Consider the following 20,865-nt stretch of genomic DNA (forward strand, 5'->3'; position numbering starts at 1 on the left):
TCGACCCCAGCCGCCCCGAGCCCGGCCGTCCCGAGCGCGGCCGGGCAGGAAGGAACGACGCCGTGAGCCCGTCCGCCGACCCCGTGGCCGAGCCGGCCCGCACCGCGCCCGTCTCGGGCCTCCAGCGCGGCCTCTGGTTCCTCGACCACCTGAACCCGGGAACCGTCACCTACACCACCCCCTGGACGTACCGGGTCACCGGCCCGCTCGACCTCGGGCTGCTGGCCCGCGCCCTGGACGCCGTCACCGCCCGGCACGAGGCACTGCGGACCACCTTCGCGCTGCACCCCGGCGGCCCGCGCCAGCACGTCCACGACGCCCTGGCCGTACCGCTCGCCGTCACCGACCTGCGCGGCCTGCCGGAGGGCGAACGGGAGGAGCGCGCGGAGGAGTTGGTCGCCGAACGGGCCGCCGAGCCGTTCGACCTCGCGGCCGGCCCGCTGCTGCGCGCCGAGGCGATCCGGCTCGCCGAGGAGCGCACCACCCTGCTGTTCGTCGTCCACCACATCATCTGGGACGGCTGGTCGGCCGACCTCTTCGAGCGCGAACTCACCGAGCACTACCGGGCGTTCGCCGAGCACCGGACGCCGGACCTGCCCGCCCTCGGCCTCCAGTACGCCGACTGGGCCGAGGAGGAGGAGCACGCCTCCTACGAGGAGCACCTCGCCTACTGGAAGGACCGCCTCGAAGGTGCCCCCGCCCTGCTCGACCTGCCCGGCGACCGCCCGCGCCCCGCCGAGCGCGGCGAGCGCGGCGCCACCGAGCACTTCGGCCTCGCCCCCGGCACCGCCGCCCGCGTCCGGGCGCTCGCCGAGGAGGAGGGCGCCACCCCGTTCACCGTCCAGCTCGCCGCCTTCGCCCTGCTGCTGAACCGCTGGACCGGCGCCGACGACCTGCTCGTCGGCACCCCGGTCACCACCCGAAACCGGCCCGAACTCGCCGACCTGCTGGGCTACTTCGTCAACCTGCTGCCGCTGCGCATCCGGCTCGCCCCGGGCGCGACCTTCCGGGGGCTGGTCGCCGACCTCCAGGACGGCGCCTTCGACGCCTTCGGCTACCTCGACGTGCCGTTCGACCAGCTGGTCGACCACCTCGGCACCGCCCGCACCCCGCAGCACCCGCCGCTGGTCCAGGTGGTGTTCGGCGCCCACGGCGAGGACCGCGCCCCGCTCGCACTGGGCGCGGCCACCGCCCGGCGCGCCGTCCGCTCCAACGGCACCAGCAAGTTCGACCTGACCTGGTCCGTCTTCGAGCCCGCCGGGGACGCGGCGGACGGCGGCGGCGAACTGCGCGGCGAGGCCGAGTACAGCACCGACCTCTTCGACCCCGGCACCGTCCGCCGCCTCGCCGCCGACTACGCGGCCCTGCTGGACGCCGCCCTCGCCGACCCGGACGCCACCGTGCTCCGGCTCACCGCCGCCCCCGCGGCCGGGCGGCAGCCCGGCCCCGCCCGGCTGGACGAGGGCCACTGCCTGCACCAGCTCTTCGAGCGGGCCGCCGACGCCCACGGCGACCGGCCGGCCGTCAGCGACGGGCGGGAGACCCTCGACTACGCCGAACTCGACCGCCGCGCCAACCGGTTGGCGCACACCCTGCGCGCCCGCGGGGTGCGCCCCGGCGACCGGGTCGGCCTACTGCTGGAACGCACCGCCGCCGTCACGGTCGCCGTCCTCGCCGTCCTCAAGACGGGCGCCGCCTACGTCCCCGTCGACCTCGCCGCCCCCGCCGACCGGGCCGCCCTGGTCTTCGGCGACACCGCCGTCACCGCCGTCCTCACCGACCGCCCCGACCGCGCCCCCGCCGGCCCCTGGCAGACCCTCGACCTGACCGCCCGGGCCGCCGAGATCGCCGCCCACCCCGACACCCGCCCGCCCGCCGCCGGCCGCCCCGGCGACCTCGCCTACCTCATCTTCACCTCCGGCTCCACCGGCCGCCCCAAGGGCGTCGCGGTCGCCCACGAGCACGTCAGCCGGCTGCTCGACTCCGGCCGCGGGCACTTCGGCTTCGGACCCGACACCACCTGGACGCTCTTCCACAGCTACGCCTTCGACTGGACCGTCTGGGAACTGTGGGGCGCGCTGCTGCACGGCGGCCGCCTGATCGTCGTGCCCTACCTGACCAGCCGCTCGCCGGAGGAGTTCGCCGAACTCCTCGACGAGCAGCAGGTCACCCACCTGTGCCTCACACCGTCCGCGCTGCGCCAGCTCGAACCGGCCCTGCGCCGGCGACCCCGCGAACTGCCCGCGCTGCGCTGGATCATGCTCGGCGGCGAGGCCCTGGACCCGGGCGTCGTGCAGCGCTGGCACGATCTCGACCCGCTGCCGCCCGCCCGGCTCTGCAACCTCTACGGGATCACCGAGACCACCGTCCACGTCACGATCCACGACGTCGCCGAGGGCGGCGCCGGCTTCGAGCGCAGCCTCATCGGCGAGCCGATGCCGCACCTCACCGCGGCCGTCCTGGACGACTGGCTGCGCCCCTGCCCGCCCGGCGTCCCCGGCGAGCTGTACATCGGCGGCGGCAGCCTGGCCCACGGCTACTGGGGGCGTCCCGGCCTCACCGCCGGCCGCTTCGTCGCCGATCCCGCCGGACCGCCCGGCGCCCGCCTCTACCGCACCGGCGACGTCGCCAGGCGGCTGCCGGACGGCGGCCTGGAGTACGTCGGCCGCGCCGACTTCCAGGTCAAGCTGCGCGGCTTCCGGATCGAGCTGGGCGAGATCGAGAACGCCCTCGCCGCCCACCCCGACGTCGACGCCTGCGTGGTGACCGTCCACGACGACCGGCTCGCCGCGTACGTCACCGGCCGCGCCCCCGACGACCTGCGCGGCTTCCTCGGCCGCTCGCTGCCGCCGTACATGGTTCCGGCGAGCGTCACCGTGCTGGACGCGCTGCCGCTCACCGTCAACGGCAAGGTCGACCGGGCCGCGCTGCCCGCCCCCGGACGCGCCGCCCCCGAGCGGGCCGGCCGGCACGTCGAGCCGCGCACCCCTGAGGAGGAGCTGTTCACCGCCGTCTGGACGGAGGTGCTCGGGGTGTCCGGCATCGGCGTCCACGACGACTTCTTCCACCTCGGCGGCGACTCCATCCGGGCCGTCCAGCTGGCCGGCGCGCTGCACGACCGCGGCTGGCAGCTCTCCCTGCGGGACGTCTTCAACGCGCCCACCGTCGCCGCCCTGCTGCCGCTGGCCCGGCCCGTCGAGGCCGACCCCGGCGCCGACCGGCCGTTCGCCCTGATCGACGAGGACGACCGCGCCGAGCTGCCGCCCGGCGTCGTCGACGCCTACCCGATGGTCTCCATGCAGCTGTCGATGGTCTTCCACATGGAGGTCGCCGGCGGCACCGACAGCTACCACAACGTCAACTCCTACCGCTTCGGCGGCGCCCTGGACGAGACCGCGCTGCGCCGCTCCGTCAACGAGGCGATGGCCCGGCACGCCGTGCTGCGCACCGGCCTCGACCTCTCCGGCTACGGCGAACCGCTCCAGCTGGTGCACGGCACGCTGCCCGCCCCGGTCGAGTTCGCCGACCTGCGCGGACGCACCGGGCCGGAGCAGGACGCGGCGATCCGCGCCGTCTTCGAGCACCACCGCGACCGGCCCTTCGACCTCACCGCGCCCCCGCTGTTCCGGATCACCGTGCAGCGGCTCGCCACCGAGGCCTTCCAGCTCACCGTCTCCGAGCACCACGCGATCCTCGACGGCTGGAGCTTCACCTCGCTGCTCACCGAGATCATGGAGCGGCACGCCGTGCTCGCCGCGGACCCGGTCTCCGCGCCCACCCCGCCGCCGCGCACCGCCTTCCGCGACTTCGTGGCCGTCGAACGGGCCGCGGCCGCCGACCCGGACTCGCTCGCCTACTGGCACCGGCGGCTGGACGGCGCCACCGGCCAGCTCTGGCCGGGCAGCGAGGACGTCCACGAGCTGCCGCGCACCGTCGAACGGGTGCTGCCGGACGCCCCCGGACAGCTGCGGGCCGTCGCCGACGCGCTCGCCGTCCCGGTCAAGTCCGTCGCGCTCGCCGCCCATCTGCACGCCCTCGCGCACATCACCGGGCGGCGGCGGGTCACCACCGGACTGGCGATGAACGGCCGGCTGGAGCGGCTCGGCGGCACCGAGGTGTACGGGCTGTTCCTCAACACCGTCCCGCTGGTCGCCGAGCCGGGGGAGGACCTGGCGGCGCTGGTGCGGCACGTCCACCGCGAGGAGCTGGACATGATGCCGCACCGCCGGGTGCCGTTCGCCCGGCTGGCCCGGATGATGGCCGACACCGCGCTCGACAGCCAGTTCGGCTTCCTGCGCTTCCACGCCCTGGGCCGGCTCAGCTCGGCCCGCATCGAGGACGGCCGGATCGGCACCGAGCCCACCTACCGGCACGAGCCGAACAGCTTCACCTTCGGCGCCTCGCTGATCCAGGACCCGGTCACCCAGCGGGTGCTGCTGGCCGTGGACCACCAGCGGGCGCTGGTGGACGACGCCACGGCGGAGGAGTTCATCGACGTCTACGCGGCGGCCCTGGCCCGTCTGGCCGCCGGGGTCTGACGGGGCCCGCCGGGCCCGATCGCGGGCAGCCTTCCGGGCCCGACCCCCGAGCACCGCCGCCGACGACCCCCGCCGCCGAGGCGGAGCACCGCTGTTCCACACCGGCCCTTCCCTCTTCTTCTTCCTTCTTCCTTGACCGAGGAGTACCCCGCCATGACCACCTTCGCGGAGCCGGCCACCGTAGCCCCCTCCACCGTGGACCTGCTGACCCGGCTGCGCGCCGCCGTCGCCGCCCACCCCGACCGGCCCGCCGTGCACGCCGCCGACGGCAGCCTCGACTTCGCCGCCCTGGACCGGCGCACCGCCGCCCTGGCCGCGGCCCTGCGCGCCGCCGGTGTCGGGCGTGGCGACCGGGTCGGCGTCCACCTCGCCCGCACCCTGGACCTGCCGGTCGCCCTGCTCGCCGTCTGGCGGGCGGGTGCCGCGTACGTCCCGCTGGACCCGGCCTACCCGGCCGAGCGGATCGCCTTCATGGCCGCCGACGCCCACCTCGCCGCCGTGGTCAGCGCCGACCCGGCGCCGCCCGTCCCGGCCGGCGTCGCCGTGCTGCGCCCGGACGCCGAGGCGCCCGCGGCCCCGGACACCGTCACCCACCCGCTGGACCCCGCCTACGTCATCTACACCTCCGGCTCCACCGGCCGCCCCAAGGGCGTCGAGGTGCCGTTCGGCACCGTCGCCCGCCTCGCCGCCAACCTGGAGGCGATCGGCGCCCACCGCAGCGAGCCGGCCGTGGTCGCCTGGAACGCCAGCGTCTCCTTCGACGCCTCCGTCCCGCAGTGGATCCGGATCTGCCGCGGCGACACCCTGGTGGTCGTCGACGACGCCCGGCGCGCCGACCCGGCCCGGCTGGCCGAACTGCTCGCCGAGCACGCCGTCACCGACCTCGACCTGACCCCGTCCCACTGGCAGCTGCTGCGCGAGCCGCTGCTCGACCCGAGGAACGGCGCCGGCGTCCCGCGCCTGTTCATGGGCGGCGAGCCGGTCCCCGAGCGCACCTGGCGCGAGCTGGCCGACGGCCGGGTCGAGGCGTTCAACCTGTACGGGCCGACCGAGTGCACCGTGGAGGTGATCGCCGCCCGGATCACCGGCCCCGGCCCGCACCTCGGCGAGCCGATGCCCGGCGTGCGCGTCCACCTGCTGGACGAGCGGCTGGCGCCGGTCACCGGGCCCGGCGCGGTCGGCGAGCTGTACCTGGGCGGGCCGGTCCTCGCGCACGGCTACGCCGGTCAGCCCGGGCTGACCGCCGGGCGCTTCGTCGCCGACCCGTTCGCCCAGGAGCCGGGCGCCCGGATGTACCGCACCGGCGACCAGGCCCGCCGCACCGCCGAAGGCCTGCTGGAGTACGTCGGCCGGGTCGACCGGCAGGTCAAGCTGCGCGGCTTCCGGGTCGAACTCGGCGAGGTGGAGCACGCGGTGGCGGAGCTGGACGGCGTCACCGCCGCCGCCGTGACCGTGCACGAGCCCGCGCCCGGGGACACCCGGCTGGCCGCCTACGTCACCGGCCCCGCGGCCGACCCCGCCACGCTGCTCGCCGCCCTGCGCCGCACCCTGCCCGCGCACCTGGTGCCGGCCACCGTGACCGTGCTGGACGCCCTGCCGCTCACGCCGAACGGCAAGACCGACCACCGCGCGCTGCCCGCGCCCGCCGCCGAGCCGGCCGCGGAGGGCACGGGCGGGGGAGTGGCGGAGCAGGTCGCCGAGGTGTGGCGCACCGTGCTCGGCGTCCCCGAGGTGCTGCCCACCGACGACTTCCTCACCCTCGGCGGCCACTCGCTCGCCGCCCTGCGCGTCGTCCACCTGCTGCGCCGCAAGCTCAACGTCGAACTCCAGCTGCGCCACCTGCTGAACGCCGCCGACCTGGCCGCCTTCACGGTGGCCGTCGAGCAGGCCGCAGCCGCCGGCCCCGCCACCGCCCGCCCCGCCCTCGCCCCCCGCCGCCCGGCCGTCCGATGACCACGACCACCCCGCCGGCCGACCGCACCCTGCTCCCGACCACCCCGGAGCGGGCCGAGGGCGCCGGGATACCGGGCCCCGCCGCTGCCGACCTCGTCCCTGGTCGGGTCGCCTCGTCCGACCAGGAGCCGAGCGCGCGGGTCGGCGCCGGTTCCGTCCCGTCCCGGGGTTCGGCCGAGAGCGCGGGGGCTCGGCTCCCGTCCGCCGCCCCGGCCGAGGCGGCGCGGCCGCCGATCACCCGCCGCCCGCGTCCGGCCGCCGATGCCGTCCCGCCCCGTCCGGCGGCCTCGGTCCGGGCCCCGGCCCCGACCTCGGCCCCGGCCTCGCCGCCCGCCCGGGCCGCTGCTGGCCCGGGGCCCCGTACCGAGGGGGACTGGGCCTCCGACCGGGCCTCCGGTCGGGTCGCTCCGTCCGACCAGGAGCCGAACGCGCGGGTCGGCGCCGGTTCCGTCCCGTCCGCTGCCCAGGCCGAGGCGGCGCGGCCGCCGATCACCCGCCGCCCGCGTCCGGCCGCCGGTGCCGTCCCGCCCCGTCCGGCGGCCTCGGTCCGGGGCCCGGCGCCGACCCCAGCCCCGGCCCCGGCCCTGACCTCAGCCCCGCCGGCCGCCCGGGCCGCCGTCGGGCCGCGGCCCCGGACCGAGGGGGACTGGTTCCTCCTCCCCGCCCCCCAACCGGCCAACCCCGTCCGGCTGTTCTGCTTCCCGCACGCCGGCGGCGACGCGACCGCCTTCACCCCGCTCGCCCGGGCGATCGTGCCCGCCGCCGAGGTCTGGGCGCTGCGGCCGCCGGCCCGGGGCGGCCGCAGTCGCGAGCCGATGCCGGCCGACTTCGACGCCTTGGTCGAGGCCGTCGTCGGGGCGCTCGCCCCGCACCTCGGCGCAGGGCGGCGGGCCGCCTTCTACGGGCAGAGCTTCGGCGCGCTGCTCGCCTACGAGGTGGCCCAGGCGCTGCCCGCCGACCGCCGGCCCGAGCTGGTGGTGGTGGCCGGGGCGCCCGGACCGGACGAGTGGACCGAGCGCGGGACCAAGGACCTCGACGCCGCCGAACTCCTGCGGCTGACCGGGCTGGAGGAGCTGGTCCTGGCCGATCCGGAGCTGGCCGAGCTCGCGCTCGGCGGCATCCGCACCGACCTCGCGGTCAGCGCCACCTACCGGTACCGGCCGCGCGCGCCGATCGGCTCCGCGCTGTACGCGCTGGCCGGCGCCGACGACCCGATGCTCGCCACCACCGACCTCACCGGCTGGGCCGCCCACACCCGGGGCGCCTTCGGCCACCGCGTCCTGCCCGGCGGGCACCTGCTCGCCACCGTCGACCGGCCCGGCCCGGTCGACCTCCTGACCTCCCTCCTGACCCCCCTCCCGGCCGGCCGTCGCCCGGCCGACCCCGCCGCCACCGAGGAGCAGCCGTCATGGTGACCACCACGTCCGTCGACCTGACCGACCCCGCCCTGTGGGCCCGCCCCGACATCCCGGAGCTGGTCGCCGAACTGCGGGCCGAGGCGCCCGTCCACCGCACCGACACCGTCGACGACGGGCCGATCTGGTCGGTGATGACCTACCGCGAGTCCGCCGAGGTGCTGCGCAACGCCGCCGTGTTCAGCTCGGAGTCCGGCTCGCTGCTGGGCGCGGGCGTCGGCAACGTGCCGGTCGGCTCGGGCCGGATGATGGCCCTCACCGACCCGCCCCGGCACCGCGAACTGCGGGCCCCGGCCAACCCGTTCTTCTCCAAGGGCGGGGTGCGCGGCGCCTCCCGGTCGATCGCCGACCGGGCCGCCGAGCTCTTCGACCGGGCCGTCGAACAGGGCGAGGCGGACCTCGTCGACGTGGTCTCGGCGCTGCCGCTGGCCGTCATGTGCGATCTGCTGGACGTGCCGGAGAAGGACCGCGACATGATGGTCCGGGTCTGCGACGTGGCGTTCCTCGGCGCGACCCCGGAGGAACGGCGGGCCGGGCACCAGCAGTTGATCCCCTACCTGCTGCACCAGGTGATGCTGCGGCGCACCGACCCGCGCGACGACCTCATCTCGATGATGGCCACCTACAAGGTGAACGGCCGGCTGCTGCCGGTCGAGGACGTCGTGCTCAACCTGGACAACATCGTGGTCGGCGGCGTGCAGACGGTCCGGCACACCGCCGCGATGGGGCTGCACACCCTGGTCAGCCGGCCCGACCTGTGGCGGCGGCTGCAGCGCGGCGAGGTGTCCATGGACTCCGCCGTCGACGAACTGCTGCGCTGGACCTCGGTCGGGCTGCACACGCTGCGCACCGCCACCCGGGACATCGAGCTGGCGGGCCGCCGGATCCGCCGCGGCGACCGGGTCGCGGTCTGGGTGTGGTCGGCCAACCGCGACCCGGAGGCCTTCGAGGCGCCCGAGGAGATCCGCCTCGACCGCTCGCCCAACAAGCACCTGGCGCTCGGCCTGGGCGCCCACTACTGCATCGGCGCGCCGCTGGCGAAGACCGAGCTGAGCGCGCTGTTCACGGCGGCGCTGGAGAAGGCGTCGGCGATCGAGCCGACCGGTCCGGTGGAGTACAACCGCTCGATCATCAACTTCGGCCTGGACCGCTTCCCGGTCCGGCTGACCCCCCGTTGAAGCCCTCACCCGAACCCACCCCGCTCCACCTCGCACCACCCCCGTGCGCCGAGGCCCGCGCAGGAGGACGGCAGTCCAGGAACTGCCGCTCACCTGCCGGGCCTTGTGCCGCTTCCGGGCCCGGCGCGCGCCTACCTTCGAATCACACCGCACCGCCCCACCAGCGACCACCACCTCACCGAGGAGACCACCGTGAGCAACCCGTTCGAGGACGACAGCGCCGGCTACCTCGTCCTGGTCAACGACGAGAACCAGCACTCGCTCTGGCCGGTCTGGATCGACGTGCCGGCCGGCTGGACCACCGTCCACGGCGAGGCCCCCCGCCAGGAGTGCCTGGACTGGATCGAGGCCAACTGGACCGACATCCGCCCGGCCTCGCTGGTCGCCGGCCTCGACCGCCGGTGAGCGCCGCCATGGTCACCTGGGAGCTGAACCCCGGCCGTCCGGCCCTCGCCCGCGTGCCGGCCGTCGCCGACCTCGCCGAGGGCACCGCCTGGCTGCGCGCGCACGAGGCCGAGCTGACCGCCGCGCTGCACGAGCACGGCACGATCTTCCTGCGCGGCCTGCCGGTCGCCGCCACCGAGGACGTCGCCGCCGTGCGCGACGTGCTGATCCCCGAGCCCACCCCGTACCGGGAGAAGGCCACCCCGCGCAGCGACTTCGGCAACGGCGTCTTCTCGTCGACCGACCTGCCGCCCGCGCAGTCGATCCGGATGCACAACGAGAACAGCTACACGCTGACCTTCCCCGGCCGGCTGCTCTTCGCCTGCCTGATCGCCCCGGAGGCCGGCGGCGCCACCCCGACCGCCGACGTGCGCAAGGTCCTCGCCGCCCTGCCGCCGCACCTGGCGGAGCGCGGCCGGACCTCCGGCTGGACGCTCGACCGCAGCTACTCGGACTTCGTCTCGCTCGACTGGCGGACCGCCTTCGCCACCGAGGACCGCGCCGAGGTCGAGCGCTACTGCCGGGAGAACGGCATCTCCTGGGAGTGGACGGCGGACGGCAACCTGCGCACCAGCCAGCTGCGGCCGGCCACCATCCACCACCCGCACACCGGCGAGGAGGCCTGGTTCAACCACCTGGCCTTCTGGAGCGAGTGGTCGCTGGACCCGGACATCCGGGAGGCCATGGTCGAGGAGTTCGGCCCGGACGGCCTGCCGTTCAACACCGGCTTCGGCGACGGCGAACCGCTCACCCGCGAGGACGTCGACGCGCTGAACGCCGCCTACGAGGCGGCCACCGTCCGGGAGGCCTGGCAGGTCGGCGACGTGATGCTGGTCGACAACGTGCTCTGCGCGCACGGCCGCGACCCGTACCGCGGCGACCGGAGGATCGCCGTCGCGATGGGCCGCCCGGTCGACGTCCTCGACTGCCGCCCCTCGGTCCTGCCGACCACCGCCGTCGCCGCGTGACGGCGCCGCCCACCCGCCCGTGACGTGAGCAGAGGAAGCACCGTGATCCCGGTTTCGTACGCACAACAGCGTCTGTGGCTGATCGACCAGATCGAAGGGCCGACCGCGCTCTACAACCTGCCGTTCGCGGTCCGCCTGCGCGGCCCGCTCGACACCGCCGCGCTGCGTGCCGCGACGGCGGACGTGGTCGCCCGGCACGAGGCCCTGCGCACGGTGTTCCCGGTGGACGAGGAGGGCGTGCCGGTGCAGCACATCCTGCCGTCGGCGGAGGCGTCGATCGCCTCCGCGACGGTGGAGTGCGCACCGGCCGGCTACCCGGGCCTACGGGACGCGGAAGCCGCCCACACCTTCGACCTGAGCGCCGAACTCCCCATCCGGGTCACGGTCTTCTCGCTCACTCCGACCGACGGAGCCGCCCCCGAGCACGTGCTGCTCGTGGTGCTCCACCACATCGCCGGCGACGGCTGGTCACTCGGCCCGCTGCTGCGCGACCTCGCCACCGCCTACACCGCCCGGCTCTCGGCAGCCGAGCCGCGGTGGGAGCCGCTGCCGGTCCAGTACGCCGACTACGCGCTGTGGCAGCGCGAGCTGCTCGGCGAAGAGTCCGACCCGTACAGCCTGATGAGCCGCCAACTCGACCACTGGAGAGGGGTCCTGGCCGATCTGCCGGAGGAGCTGGAGCTGCCGGCGGACCGCCCCCGGCCGCCCGCGCCCACGGGGGCCGCCGACGCCGTCCCGTTCACCTTCGCGCCCGAGCTGCACGCCGCGCTGGCCGAGCTGGCCCGCGGCCGGCGCGCCACCCTGTTCGCGGTGCTCCAGGCGGGCCTCGCCGCGCTGTTCACCCGGCTCGGCGCCGGCACCGACATCCCGCTCGGCACCGGGGTGGCCGGCCGCTCCGACGAGGCGCTGAGCGATCTGGTCGGCTTCTTCGTCAACACCCTGGTGCTGCGCACCGACACGTCCGGCGACCCGTCCTTCGACGAACTCCTCGGCCGCGTCCGGGAATCCCAGCTGGACGCCTTCGCCCACCAGGACGTGCCGTTCGAGCGGCTGGTCGAGGAGGTCAACCCGGCCCGCGCGCTCGGCCGCCACCCGCTGTTCCAGACCCTGCTGGTGCTCCAGAACCACGAGGAGGGCGAACTCGGCCTGCCTGGGCTGGAGTCGGCCCCCGAGCCGCTCGGCCTGCGGGTCGCCAAGTTCGACCTCAACATCGGCGTCACCGAGCGGCACGGCCCGGACGGCGCCCCGGCCGGACTGGAGGGCTCGGTCGAGTACGCGGCCGACCTGTACGACCGCGCCACCGTCACCACCCTGGTCGAGCGGCTCGGCCGGCTGCTCGCCGCCGCGGCCGCCGACCCGCGGGCTCCGATCGGCACCCTGGACATCCTCGCCCCCGAGGAGCGCGCCCGGCTCGCCGAGGAGTGGAACGCCACCGCCGCGCCGGTCCGCACCGGCTCGCTGCCCGCCCTGTTCGAGGCCCAGGCCGCCCGCACCCCGGACGCGGCCGCCCTCGCCCACGACGGCGGCGAGGTCACGTACGCCGAGCTCAACGCCCGCGCCAACCGCCTCGCCCACCACCTGATCGCCGCGGGCGTCGGCCCCGAGTCCCCGGTCGCGCTGCTGATGGAGCGCTCGGTGGACCTGGTGGTCGCCACCCTCGCGGTGCTCAAGGCCGGCGGCTGCTACGTGCCGATGCACGCGAGCCTGCCGCCCGAGCGGATGACCGCGCTGCTCGCCGACACCGCCGCACCGGTGCTGCTCACCGACCGCGCCGAGCCCGGCTTCGCGCACACCGCCACCGTGGTCCGGCCCGGCGACGGGGCGCACCGGCCCGACCACGACCCCGCGCTGCCCGTCCACCCGGACCGGCTCGCCTACGTGATGTTCACCTCCGGCTCCACCGGCACCCCCAAGGGCGTCGCGGTGCGCCACCGCGACGTCGTCGACCTCGCCGACGACCGCCGCTGGCGCGACGGCCGGCACGAGCGGATCCTGCTGCACTCCCCGCACGCCTTCGACGCCGCCACCTACGAGCTGTGGGCGCCGCTGCTGCACGGCGGCACGGTCGTCGTCGCCCCGCCCGGCACCCTGGACGCCACCGCCCTGCACGCCCTCGCCACCCGGCACCGGGTCACCGCGGTCTTCCTCACCAAGGCCCTGTTCGACCTGGTCGCCGAGCAGGCCCCGGAGACCTTCCGCGCCCTGCGGACGGTCTGCACCGGCGGCGAGGCCGCCTCCGGCACGCTGCTGCGCCGGGTCCTCGACCACTGCCCGGACCTGCTGCTCGCCCACGTCTACGGGCCCACCGAGGCCACCACCTTCGCCACCCACCACCCCCTGCTGCCCGCCGACCTGGACGGCGCCCGGGCGCCGATCGGCCTGCCGCTGGACAACATGCGCGCCCACGTCCTGGACGCCCGGCTCCAGCCGGTGCCGCCCGGCGTGCCCGGTGAGCTGTACGTCGCCGGGGCGGGCCTGGCCCGCGGCTACTGGCGGCGGGCCGCGCTGACCGCCGAGCGCTTCGTCGCCGACCCGTACGACACCGGCGGCGGGCGCATGTACCGCACCGGCGACCTGGTACGCCGCCGCGCCGACGGCGCGATCGAGTTCCTCGGCCGGATCGACGGCCAGGTCAAGCTGCGCGGCTTCCGGATCGAGCTCGGCGAGATCGAGGCCGTGCTCTCCCGCCACCCCGCCGTCCGCCAGGTCATCGTCGTCCCCCGCGAGGACCGCCCCGGCGACACCCGGCTGATCGGCTACTGCGCGGTCCTCGACACCGCCGAAGGACCCGAACTCGCCGCCGAGCTGAAGCGGTTCGCCGCCGGGACGCTGCCCGGCTACATGGTCCCGTCGGCCGTCGTGGTGCTGCCCGCGCTGCCGCTGAACGCCAACGGCAAGGTCGACCGGCGCGCCCTGCCGGCCCCCGAGCTCGGCACCGACGGCGACGGCCGCGCCCCGCGCGACGAGCGCGAGCGGGCCCTGTGCGCGCTGTTCGGCGAGATCCTCGGCATCGACGGCATCACCATCGACGACGACTTCTTCGCCCTCGGCGGCCACTCGCTGCTCGCCACCCGCCTGGTCGGCCGGGCGCGCACCGAGCTCGGCGCCGAACTCGCCATCGGCGACCTCTTCCAGGCCCCGACCGTCGCCGCCCTCGCCGCCCGGATCGCCGGCGCCCCGGCCCGCCCCGCGCTGCGCCCCGAGCCGCGCCCCGAGCACCTGCCGGTCTCCTTCGCCCAGCGCCGCCTCTGGTTCCTGGGCAAGGCCGAGGGCCCCGGCGCCACCTACAACGTCACCCTCGCGCTGCGGCTGACCGGCCCGCTGGACGCCGCCGCCCTGGAAGCCGCCCTCGGCGACGTCGCCGCCCGCCACGAGTCCCTGCGCACCGTCTTCACCGAGCACGACGGGGTGCCCCACCAGCGGGTGCTGGCCGCACCGCCCGCGCCGCTGCTCACCGTCACCGACCGCCCCGCGCAGGACCTCGTCCACCACACCTTCGACCTGGCGGCGGACGTCCCGCTGCACGCCTACCTGCGCCCCGAGGGCCCAGAGGAGCACGTCCTCACCCTGGTGATGCACCACATCGCCAGCGACGGCTGGTCGCTGCGCCCGCTGTTCCGCGACCTCGCCGAGGCCTACACCGCCCGCCGGGCCGGCGCCGCGCCGCGGTGGGAGCCGCTGCCCGTCCAGTACGCCGACTACACCCTCTGGCAGCACCGGCTGCTCGGCGCGGACACCGACCAGGGCTCGCTGCTCGGCGCCCAGCTCGCCCACTGGCGCGAGGCCCTGGCCGGCCTGCCCGACGAGCTGCCGCTGCCGCTGGACCGCCCGCGCCCGCCGGTGCCGACCCACCGCGGCGACGTCGTCGAGCTGGAGCTCGACGCCGCCCTGCACGCCCGGCTCGCCGCGCTGGCCGCCGAGCACGGCGCCACCCTGTTCATGGTCCTCCAGGCCGCCTACGCCGCCCTGCTGCACCGCTTCGGCGCCGGGGACGACCTGCCGATCGGCACCCCGCTGGCCGGGCGCCTCGACACCGCCCTCGACGAGCTGGTCGGCTTCTTCGCCAACACCCTGGTGCTGCGCACCGACCTCGGCGGCGCGCCCACCTTCGCCGAGCTGCTGGGCCGGGTCCGGGAGGCCGACCTGGCCGCCTACGCCCACCAGGACGTGCCGTTCGAGCGCCTGGTCGAGGAGCTGAACCCGGCCCGCACGCTGGCCCGGCACCCGCTGTTCCAGGTGATGATCGCCTTCGACAACACGGCCTTCGACAGCACGGCCGGCGGCGCCCCCGCCTTCCCCGGCACCCGCACCGCCTACGAGCCGCTCGGCCTGCCCAGCACCGCCTTCGACCTCACCCTCAACCTCTCCGAGCGCCACCACCCGGACGGCGGTCCGGCCGGGCTCTCCGGCGGCCTGGAGTTCGCCGTCGACCTCTTCGAGCGGGCCACCGCCGAGCGGCTCGCCGAGGCCCTCGTCCAGCTGCTGGCCCAGGCCGCCGAGCAGCCGCACCGCCCCGTCGCCGAGCTGGACGTGCTCGGCCCGGCCGGGTACGCCGCGCTCGACCGCTGGCACGACACCGCCCGCCCCGGCGGCGAGGCCCTCGTCCCGGCCGCGTTCGCCGCCCAGGCCGCCGCCACCCCGGACGCCACCGCCCTGGTCTTCGGCGAACTGCGGCTGAGCTTCGCCGAGCTGAACGCCCGCGCCAACCGGCTCGCCCACGGCCTGGAGGGCGCCGGTATCGGCCCGGAGTCGCTGGTCGCGCTGGCCGTGCCCCGCTCCGCCGAGTCGATCGTCGCCCTGCTCGCCGTGCTCAAGGCCGGCGCCGCCTACCTGCCGCTGGACTCCGACTACCCGCGCGACCGGCTCGCCCACATGCTGGCCGACGCCCGCCCGGCGGCCGTGCTCTCCACCGATGCCTGGCCGCTGCCCGAGGTGCTGGCCGGCCTGACCGTACTGCCCGCCGACGCCGCCGCCTGGGCGGAGCTGCCCGCCGACGAGCCGGAGGCGGCGGTCGGGCCCGAGCACGCCGCCTACGTCATCTACACCTCGGGTTCCACCGGCCGCCCCAAGGGCGTGGTGGTCCGCCACGGCGGCCTCGCCAACCTGCTGGCCTTCCACCGCGCCGAAACCCTCGGGCCCGCTCAACAGGCCCACCCCGGGCGGCGGTTCACCTTCGCCGCGACCGCCTCGCTCTCCTTCGACACCTCGCTGGAGGCGATCCTCTGGATGGTCGCCGGCCAGGAGCTCCACCTGCTCGACGACGACCTGCGCCGCGACGCCGCCGCGATCGTCGGGTACCTCGCCCGCACCGGTGCCGACACCCTCGACGTCACCCCGGCGCTGGCCGAGCGGCTGGTCGAGGAGGGCCTGCTCGGCACCTGCCCGCCCGCCGTGCTGATGATCGGCGGCGAGGCCTGCGGCCAGCAGCTGTGGACCACCCTCGGCGCCGCCCCCGACACCGTCGTGCTCAACCTGTACGGGCCCACCGAGTGCACCGTCGACGCCCTGCACCACCGCCTGGGCACCACCGAGGCCCGCCCGGTGATCGGCCGTCCGCTGCCCAACCTGCGCGCCCACCTGCTGGACGCGCGGCTGCGGCCGGTGCCGGTCGGCGTGCCCGGCGAGCTGTACCTGAGCGGCACCGGCCTGGCCCGCGGCTACCTGGGCCGTCCGGCGCTCACCGCCGAGCGCTTCGTCGCCGACCCGTACGACACCGGCGCCCGGATGTACCGCACCGGCGACCTCGCCCGGCGTCGGGCCGACGGCACGGTGGAGTTCCTCGGCCGCACCGACCACCAGGTGAAGGTACGCGGCTTCCGGATCGAGCTCGGCGAGATCGAGGCCGTCCTGACCGCCCACCCCGAGGTGGTGCAGGCCGCCGTGCTGCCCCACCAGGACGGCACCGTCGGCACCCGGCTGGTCGCCCACCTGGCCGTCGCCGCCGGCGCCGACCCGGCCGCGCTCGACCTCGCCGCGGTGCGCGCCCACGCCGCCGCCGCGCTGCCCGACTACATGGTCCCGGCGGCGTTCACCGCCCTGGCCGCGCTGCCGCTCAACGTCAACGGCAAGCTCGACCGGGCCGCCCTGCCCGCCCCCGACTTCAGCGCGGCCGCCGGCGCCGGCCGGGCCGCCCGCACCCCGCGCGAGGAGATCCTCTGCGGCCTGTTCGGCGAGGTCCTCGGCGTGCCGGAGGTCTCGATCGACGACGACTTCTTCGCCCTCGGCGGCCACTCGCTGCTCGCCACCCGGCTGCTCAGCCGGGTCCGCGCCACCCTCGGCGCCGAACTCGGCATCCGGGACGTCTTCGAGGCCCCGACCGTCGCCGGACTCGTGGAGCGCCTCGACGGCGCCGACGCCCGCCCCGCGCTGACCGCCGGTCCGCGCCCCGAGCGGCTGCCGCTCTCCTTCGCCCAGCAGCGGCTCTGGCTGATCGACCGGATGGAGGGCCCCAGCGCGCTCTACAACATGCCGCTCGCGCTGCGGCTGACCGGCGAGCTCGACCGCGCCGCGCTCACCGCCGCGCTCGGCGACCTCGCCGAGCGGCACGAGAGCCTGCGCACCGTGATCGCCGAGCACGAGGGCGAGCCCTACCAGCGGATCCTCACCGGGGCCGCGGTGGCCGTCGAACTCCTCGACTGCACGGCGGAGTCCGTCGACGCCGAGGTGGAGCGCGCGGCCCGCCGCCCCTTCGACCTGGCCGTCGAACCGCCGGTCCGGGCCACCCTGCTCCGGGTCGCCGCGGACGAGCACGTCCTGGTGGTCGCGCTGCACCACATCGTCGGCGACGGCTGGTCGATGGGCCCGCTGCTGCGCGACCTCGCCGAGGCCTACACCCTGCGCCTCGGCGGCGAGCGGCCGGTCCTCGAACCGCTCGCCGTCCAGTACGCCGACTACGCGCTCTGGCAGCGCGAGCTGCTCGGCGACGAGGCCGACCCGCGGAGCCCGGCCGCCCGCCAGCTCGCCCACTGGCGCGAGACCCTGGCCGGCCTGCCGGAGGAGATCGCGCTGCCCGTGGACCGCCCGCGCGGCGCCCGCGCCGGGCACCGCGGCGACCGGGTCGCCCTGCCGATCGACGCCGAACTGCACGGCCGGCTGGCCGCGTTGTCCCGCGAGCACCGGGTCACCCTGTTCATGACCTGCCAGGCGGCGCTGGCCGCGCTGCTGACCCGGCTCGGCGCCGGTACCGACGTGCCGATCGGCTCGGTGGTCGCCGGCCGCTCGGACGAGGCGCTGGACGACCTGGTCGGCTTCTTCGTCAACACCCTGGTGCTGCGCACCGACACGTCCGGCGACCCGGCCTTCACCGAACTCCTCGGCCGGGTACGGGAGACCGGTCTCGGCGCCTACGCCCACCAGGACGTGCCGTTCGAGCGGCTGGTGGAGGAGCTGAACCCGGCCCGCTCGCTGGCCCGGCACCCGCTGTTCCAGGTCGCGATGGTCCTCCAGTCCACCGGCGAGGGCACGCTGGAGCTGCCCGGCCTGGCGGTCGAGGCCCTGCCCTCCGACACCGGGGTCGCCAAGTTCGACCTCAACGTCACCCTGGAGGAGTTCTTCGCCCCGGACGGCGCCCCCGCCGGTATGGACTGCGCGATCGACTACGCCACCGACCTGTTCGACCGGGAGACGGTGGAGGCGATCGCCGCCCGCTTCGGCCGGCTGCTGGCCGCCGTGGTCGCGGACCCGGATCGGCCGATCGGCCGGGCCGAGCTGTTGGACGGGCGCGAGCGCGCCGAACTCCTCGCCCCCGCCGCCCCGCTGCCGGCCGACGTCCCGCTCGTCCCCGCCGCCTTCGCCGCGCAGGCGGCGGCCACCCCCGGGGCCACCGCCCTGGTCTTCGGCGAACTGCGGCTGGACTACGCCGAACTGGACGCCCGGGCCAACCGCCTCGCCCACGGCCTGCTGGCCGCCGGCATCGGCCCGGAGTCCGTGGTCGCGCTCGCCCTGCCCCGCTCGGCGGAGACCGTCGTCTCCCAACTCGCCGTACTCAAGGCCGGTGCGGCCTTCCTGCCGCTGGACGCCGAGTACCCGCGCGAGCGCACCGCCCACATGCTCGCCGACGCCCGCCCGGCGGCCGTGCTCACCGCCGAGGGCTGGCCGCTGCCCGAGGTCCTCGACGGCCTGACCGTGCTGTCCGCCGACGCCGGGGCCTGGGCCGACCGGCCCGCCGAGGCCCCGGCCGTCCTCCCCGACCCGGGCCACGCCGCCTACGTCATCTACACCTCCGGCTCCACCGGCCTGCCCAAGGGCGTGGTGGTGACCCACGGTTCGATCGCCGCGCTGCTGGCCCACCACCGCGCGGAGACCTTCGGCGAGGCCGAGCGGGCGCACGGCCGGCTGCGGGCCGCGCTGACCGCCTCGCTCTGCTTCGACGCCTCCTGGGACAGCCTGCTCTGGATGGTCGCCGGCCATGAGCTGCACCTGATCGGCGACGAGCTGCGCCGCGACGCCGCCGCCCTCGTCCGCTACGTCCACGGCGAAGCCGTCGGCGTCGTCAACGTCACCCCGAGCTACGCCGAACAGCTGCTCGCCGAGGGCCTGTTGGACGGAGATACGGCCCCGAAGGTGCTGCTGCTCGGCGGCGAGGCGGTCGGCCGGGCCCTGTGGACCAGGCTGCGCGAGGCGGCCCCGCGCACCACCGCCCGCAACCTGTACGGCCCCACCGAGGCCACCGTCGACACCCTCACCCACCCCTTCGCGGCCACCGACCGCCCGTCCCTGGGCCGGGCCGTGCTCGGCACCCGGGCCTACGTCCTCGACGAGCACCTGAACCCCGTTCCGCCCGGCGTGCCCGGCGAGCTCTACCTGTCGGGCCGCAGCCTGGCCCGCGGCTACCTCGGCCGTCCGGCGCTGACCGCCGAGCGCTTCGTCGCCGACCCGTTCACCCCCGGCGCCCGGATGTACCGCACCGGCGACCTGGTCCGGCGCGACCGCGAGGGCGGACTCGACTACCTCGGCCGTACCGACCACCAGGTCAAGGTGCGCGGCTTCCGGATCGAACTCGGAGAGATCGAGCAGGTGCTGGCCCGCCACACGGCCGTCCGACAGGCCGTGGTCACCCTGCACGAGGGTGCCGACGGGGACCGCCGACTGGTCGCCCACTGCGCCACCACCGCCGAGCCGGGCGTCGAACTCGCCCTGGAGCTGCGCCGGTTCGCCGCCGAGTCACTGCCCGCCCACATGGTCCCGGCCGCCGTCGTCCCGCTCGCCGCCCTCCCGCTGACCGGCAGCGGAAAGGTCGACCGGCGGGCCCTGCCCGCCCCCGACTTCACCCTCTTCACCGGCGGCCGCACGGCCCGTACGGCCCGCGAGGAGATCCTCTGCGGTCTGTACGGCGAGGTCCTCGGAGTCGACCGGGTCTCGATCGACGACGACTTCTTCGCGCTCGGCGGCCACTCGCTGCTGGCCATGAAGCTGGCCGGCCGGGTCCGCGCGACCCTCGGCGCCGAACTCGGCATCCGGGACGTCTTCGAGGCCCCGACCGTCGCCGGACTCGCCCAGCGCCTGGACGGCGGCGCCGAGGCCCGGCCCGCGCTGACCGCCGGTCCGCGCCCCGAGCGGCTGCCGCTCTCCTCCGCCCAGCGCCGGCTCTGGCTGATCGACCGGATGGAGGGCCGCAGCGCCCTCTACAACCTGCCGCTCGCCCTGCGGATCGGCGGCCCGCTCGACCCCGCGGTGCTGGCCGCCGCGCTGGCCGAGGTGGTCGCCCGGCACGAGAGCCTGCGCACCGTCATCGCCGAGCAGGACGGCGAGCCGTACCAGCGGATCGTCCCGGCCGACCGGGCCCGCGTCCCCTTCGAGTACCGCACCGACCCGCCGGCCGACCCGGCGGCCGCCGTGGCCGGGTACGCGGAGCTGCCCTTCGACCTCGCCGCCGACCTGCCGATCCGCGCCCACCTCCTCCCGGCGGGCGACGGCACCGACGACCACCTGCTGGTCCTCGTCCTGCACCACATCGCCGGCGACGGCCGGTCGATGGAGCCGCTGCTGGGCGACCTCGCCGCCGCCTACGCCGCGCACCGCGACGGCACCGCGCCCGGTTGGCGCCCGCTCGCCGTCCAGTACGCCGACTACGCGCTCTGGCAGCGCGAGCTGCTCGGCGACGAGGCCGACCCGCAGAGCCCGGCCGCCCGCCAGCTCGCCCACTGGCGCGAGACCCTGGCCGGCCTGCCGGAGGAGATCGCGCTGCCCGCCGACCGCCCCCGGCGCGCCGACAGCGGCCACCGCGGCGACCGCGTCGTCCTGCCGCTCGGCGCCGAACTCCACCGCGGCCTCGTCCGGTTGGCGCGCGAGCACCGGGTGACGATGTTCATGACCCTGCAGGCCGGGCTGGCCGCGCTGCTGACCCGGCTCGGTGCCGGTACCGACGTGC

Annotated in this window: 7 protein-coding genes; all 7 read left to right on the forward strand. The window is 76.4% G+C overall.

The annotated features are described in order from the left end of the window. Nucleotides 1-62 precede the first annotated feature (62 nt). Nucleotides 63-4,538 (forward strand): amino acid adenylation domain-containing protein, encoded by a 4,476-nt coding sequence (locus ACFVFS_RS11660; protein ID WP_380622795.1) that lies wholly within the window; start codon nucleotides 63-65, stop codon nucleotides 4,536-4,538. Between the two features lie 153 nt (nucleotides 4,539-4,691). Continuing rightward, nucleotides 4,692-6,491: a non-ribosomal peptide synthetase gene (locus ACFVFS_RS11665; RefSeq protein WP_380622797.1), complete on the forward strand. Its 1,800-nt coding sequence runs from the start codon at nucleotides 4,692-4,694 to the stop codon at nucleotides 6,489-6,491. Continuing rightward, nucleotides 6,488-7,906, forward strand: a complete 1,419-nt coding sequence (locus ACFVFS_RS11670; RefSeq protein WP_380622799.1) for a thioesterase domain-containing protein — start codon at nucleotides 6,488-6,490, stop codon at nucleotides 7,904-7,906. The genes ACFVFS_RS11665 and ACFVFS_RS11670 overlap by 4 nt, the downstream gene beginning before the upstream one ends. Then, a complete protein-coding gene (locus ACFVFS_RS11675) occupies nucleotides 7,900-9,084 on the forward strand; it encodes a cytochrome P450 (RefSeq protein ID WP_380622801.1) in 1,185 nt (394 codons plus the stop codon). The genes ACFVFS_RS11670 and ACFVFS_RS11675 overlap by 7 nt, the downstream gene beginning before the upstream one ends. A 192-nt stretch (nucleotides 9,085-9,276) precedes the next feature. Then, the gene (locus ACFVFS_RS11680) at nucleotides 9,277-9,489 is read left to right on the forward strand and encodes an MbtH family protein (protein WP_380622803.1); all 213 of its coding nucleotides are present in this window, start codon (nucleotides 9,277-9,279) and stop codon (nucleotides 9,487-9,489) included. Nucleotides 9,490-9,497: 8 nt separating this feature from the next. Next, nucleotides 9,498-10,496 (forward strand): TauD/TfdA family dioxygenase, encoded by a 999-nt coding sequence (locus tag ACFVFS_RS11685; RefSeq protein ID WP_380622805.1) that lies wholly within the window; start codon nucleotides 9,498-9,500, stop codon nucleotides 10,494-10,496. A gap of 42 nt (nucleotides 10,497-10,538) precedes the next feature. Beyond that, nucleotides 10,539-20,865, forward strand: a 10,327-nt coding sequence (locus tag ACFVFS_RS11690) for an amino acid adenylation domain-containing protein (protein ID WP_380622807.1), incomplete at its 3' end; no start/stop codon positions are given.

This window comes from Kitasatospora sp. NPDC057692 (assembly GCF_042799475.1).
GTDB lineage: Bacteria > Actinomycetota > Actinomycetes > Streptomycetales > Streptomycetaceae > Kitasatospora.

Coding starts and splice junctions, on each gene's coding strand:
- ACFVFS_RS11665 (WP_380622797.1), top strand. CDS start 4,692: ATGACCACCTTCGCGGAGCCGGCCACCGTAGCCCCCTCCACCGTGGAC.
- ACFVFS_RS11670 (WP_380622799.1), top strand. CDS start 6,488: ATGACCACGACCACCCCGCCGGCCGACCGCACCCTGCTCCCGACCACC.
- ACFVFS_RS11675 (WP_380622801.1), top strand. CDS start 7,900: ATGGTGACCACCACGTCCGTCGACCTGACCGACCCCGCCCTGTGGGCC.
- ACFVFS_RS11685 (WP_380622805.1), top strand. CDS start 9,498: ATGGTCACCTGGGAGCTGAACCCCGGCCGTCCGGCCCTCGCCCGCGTG.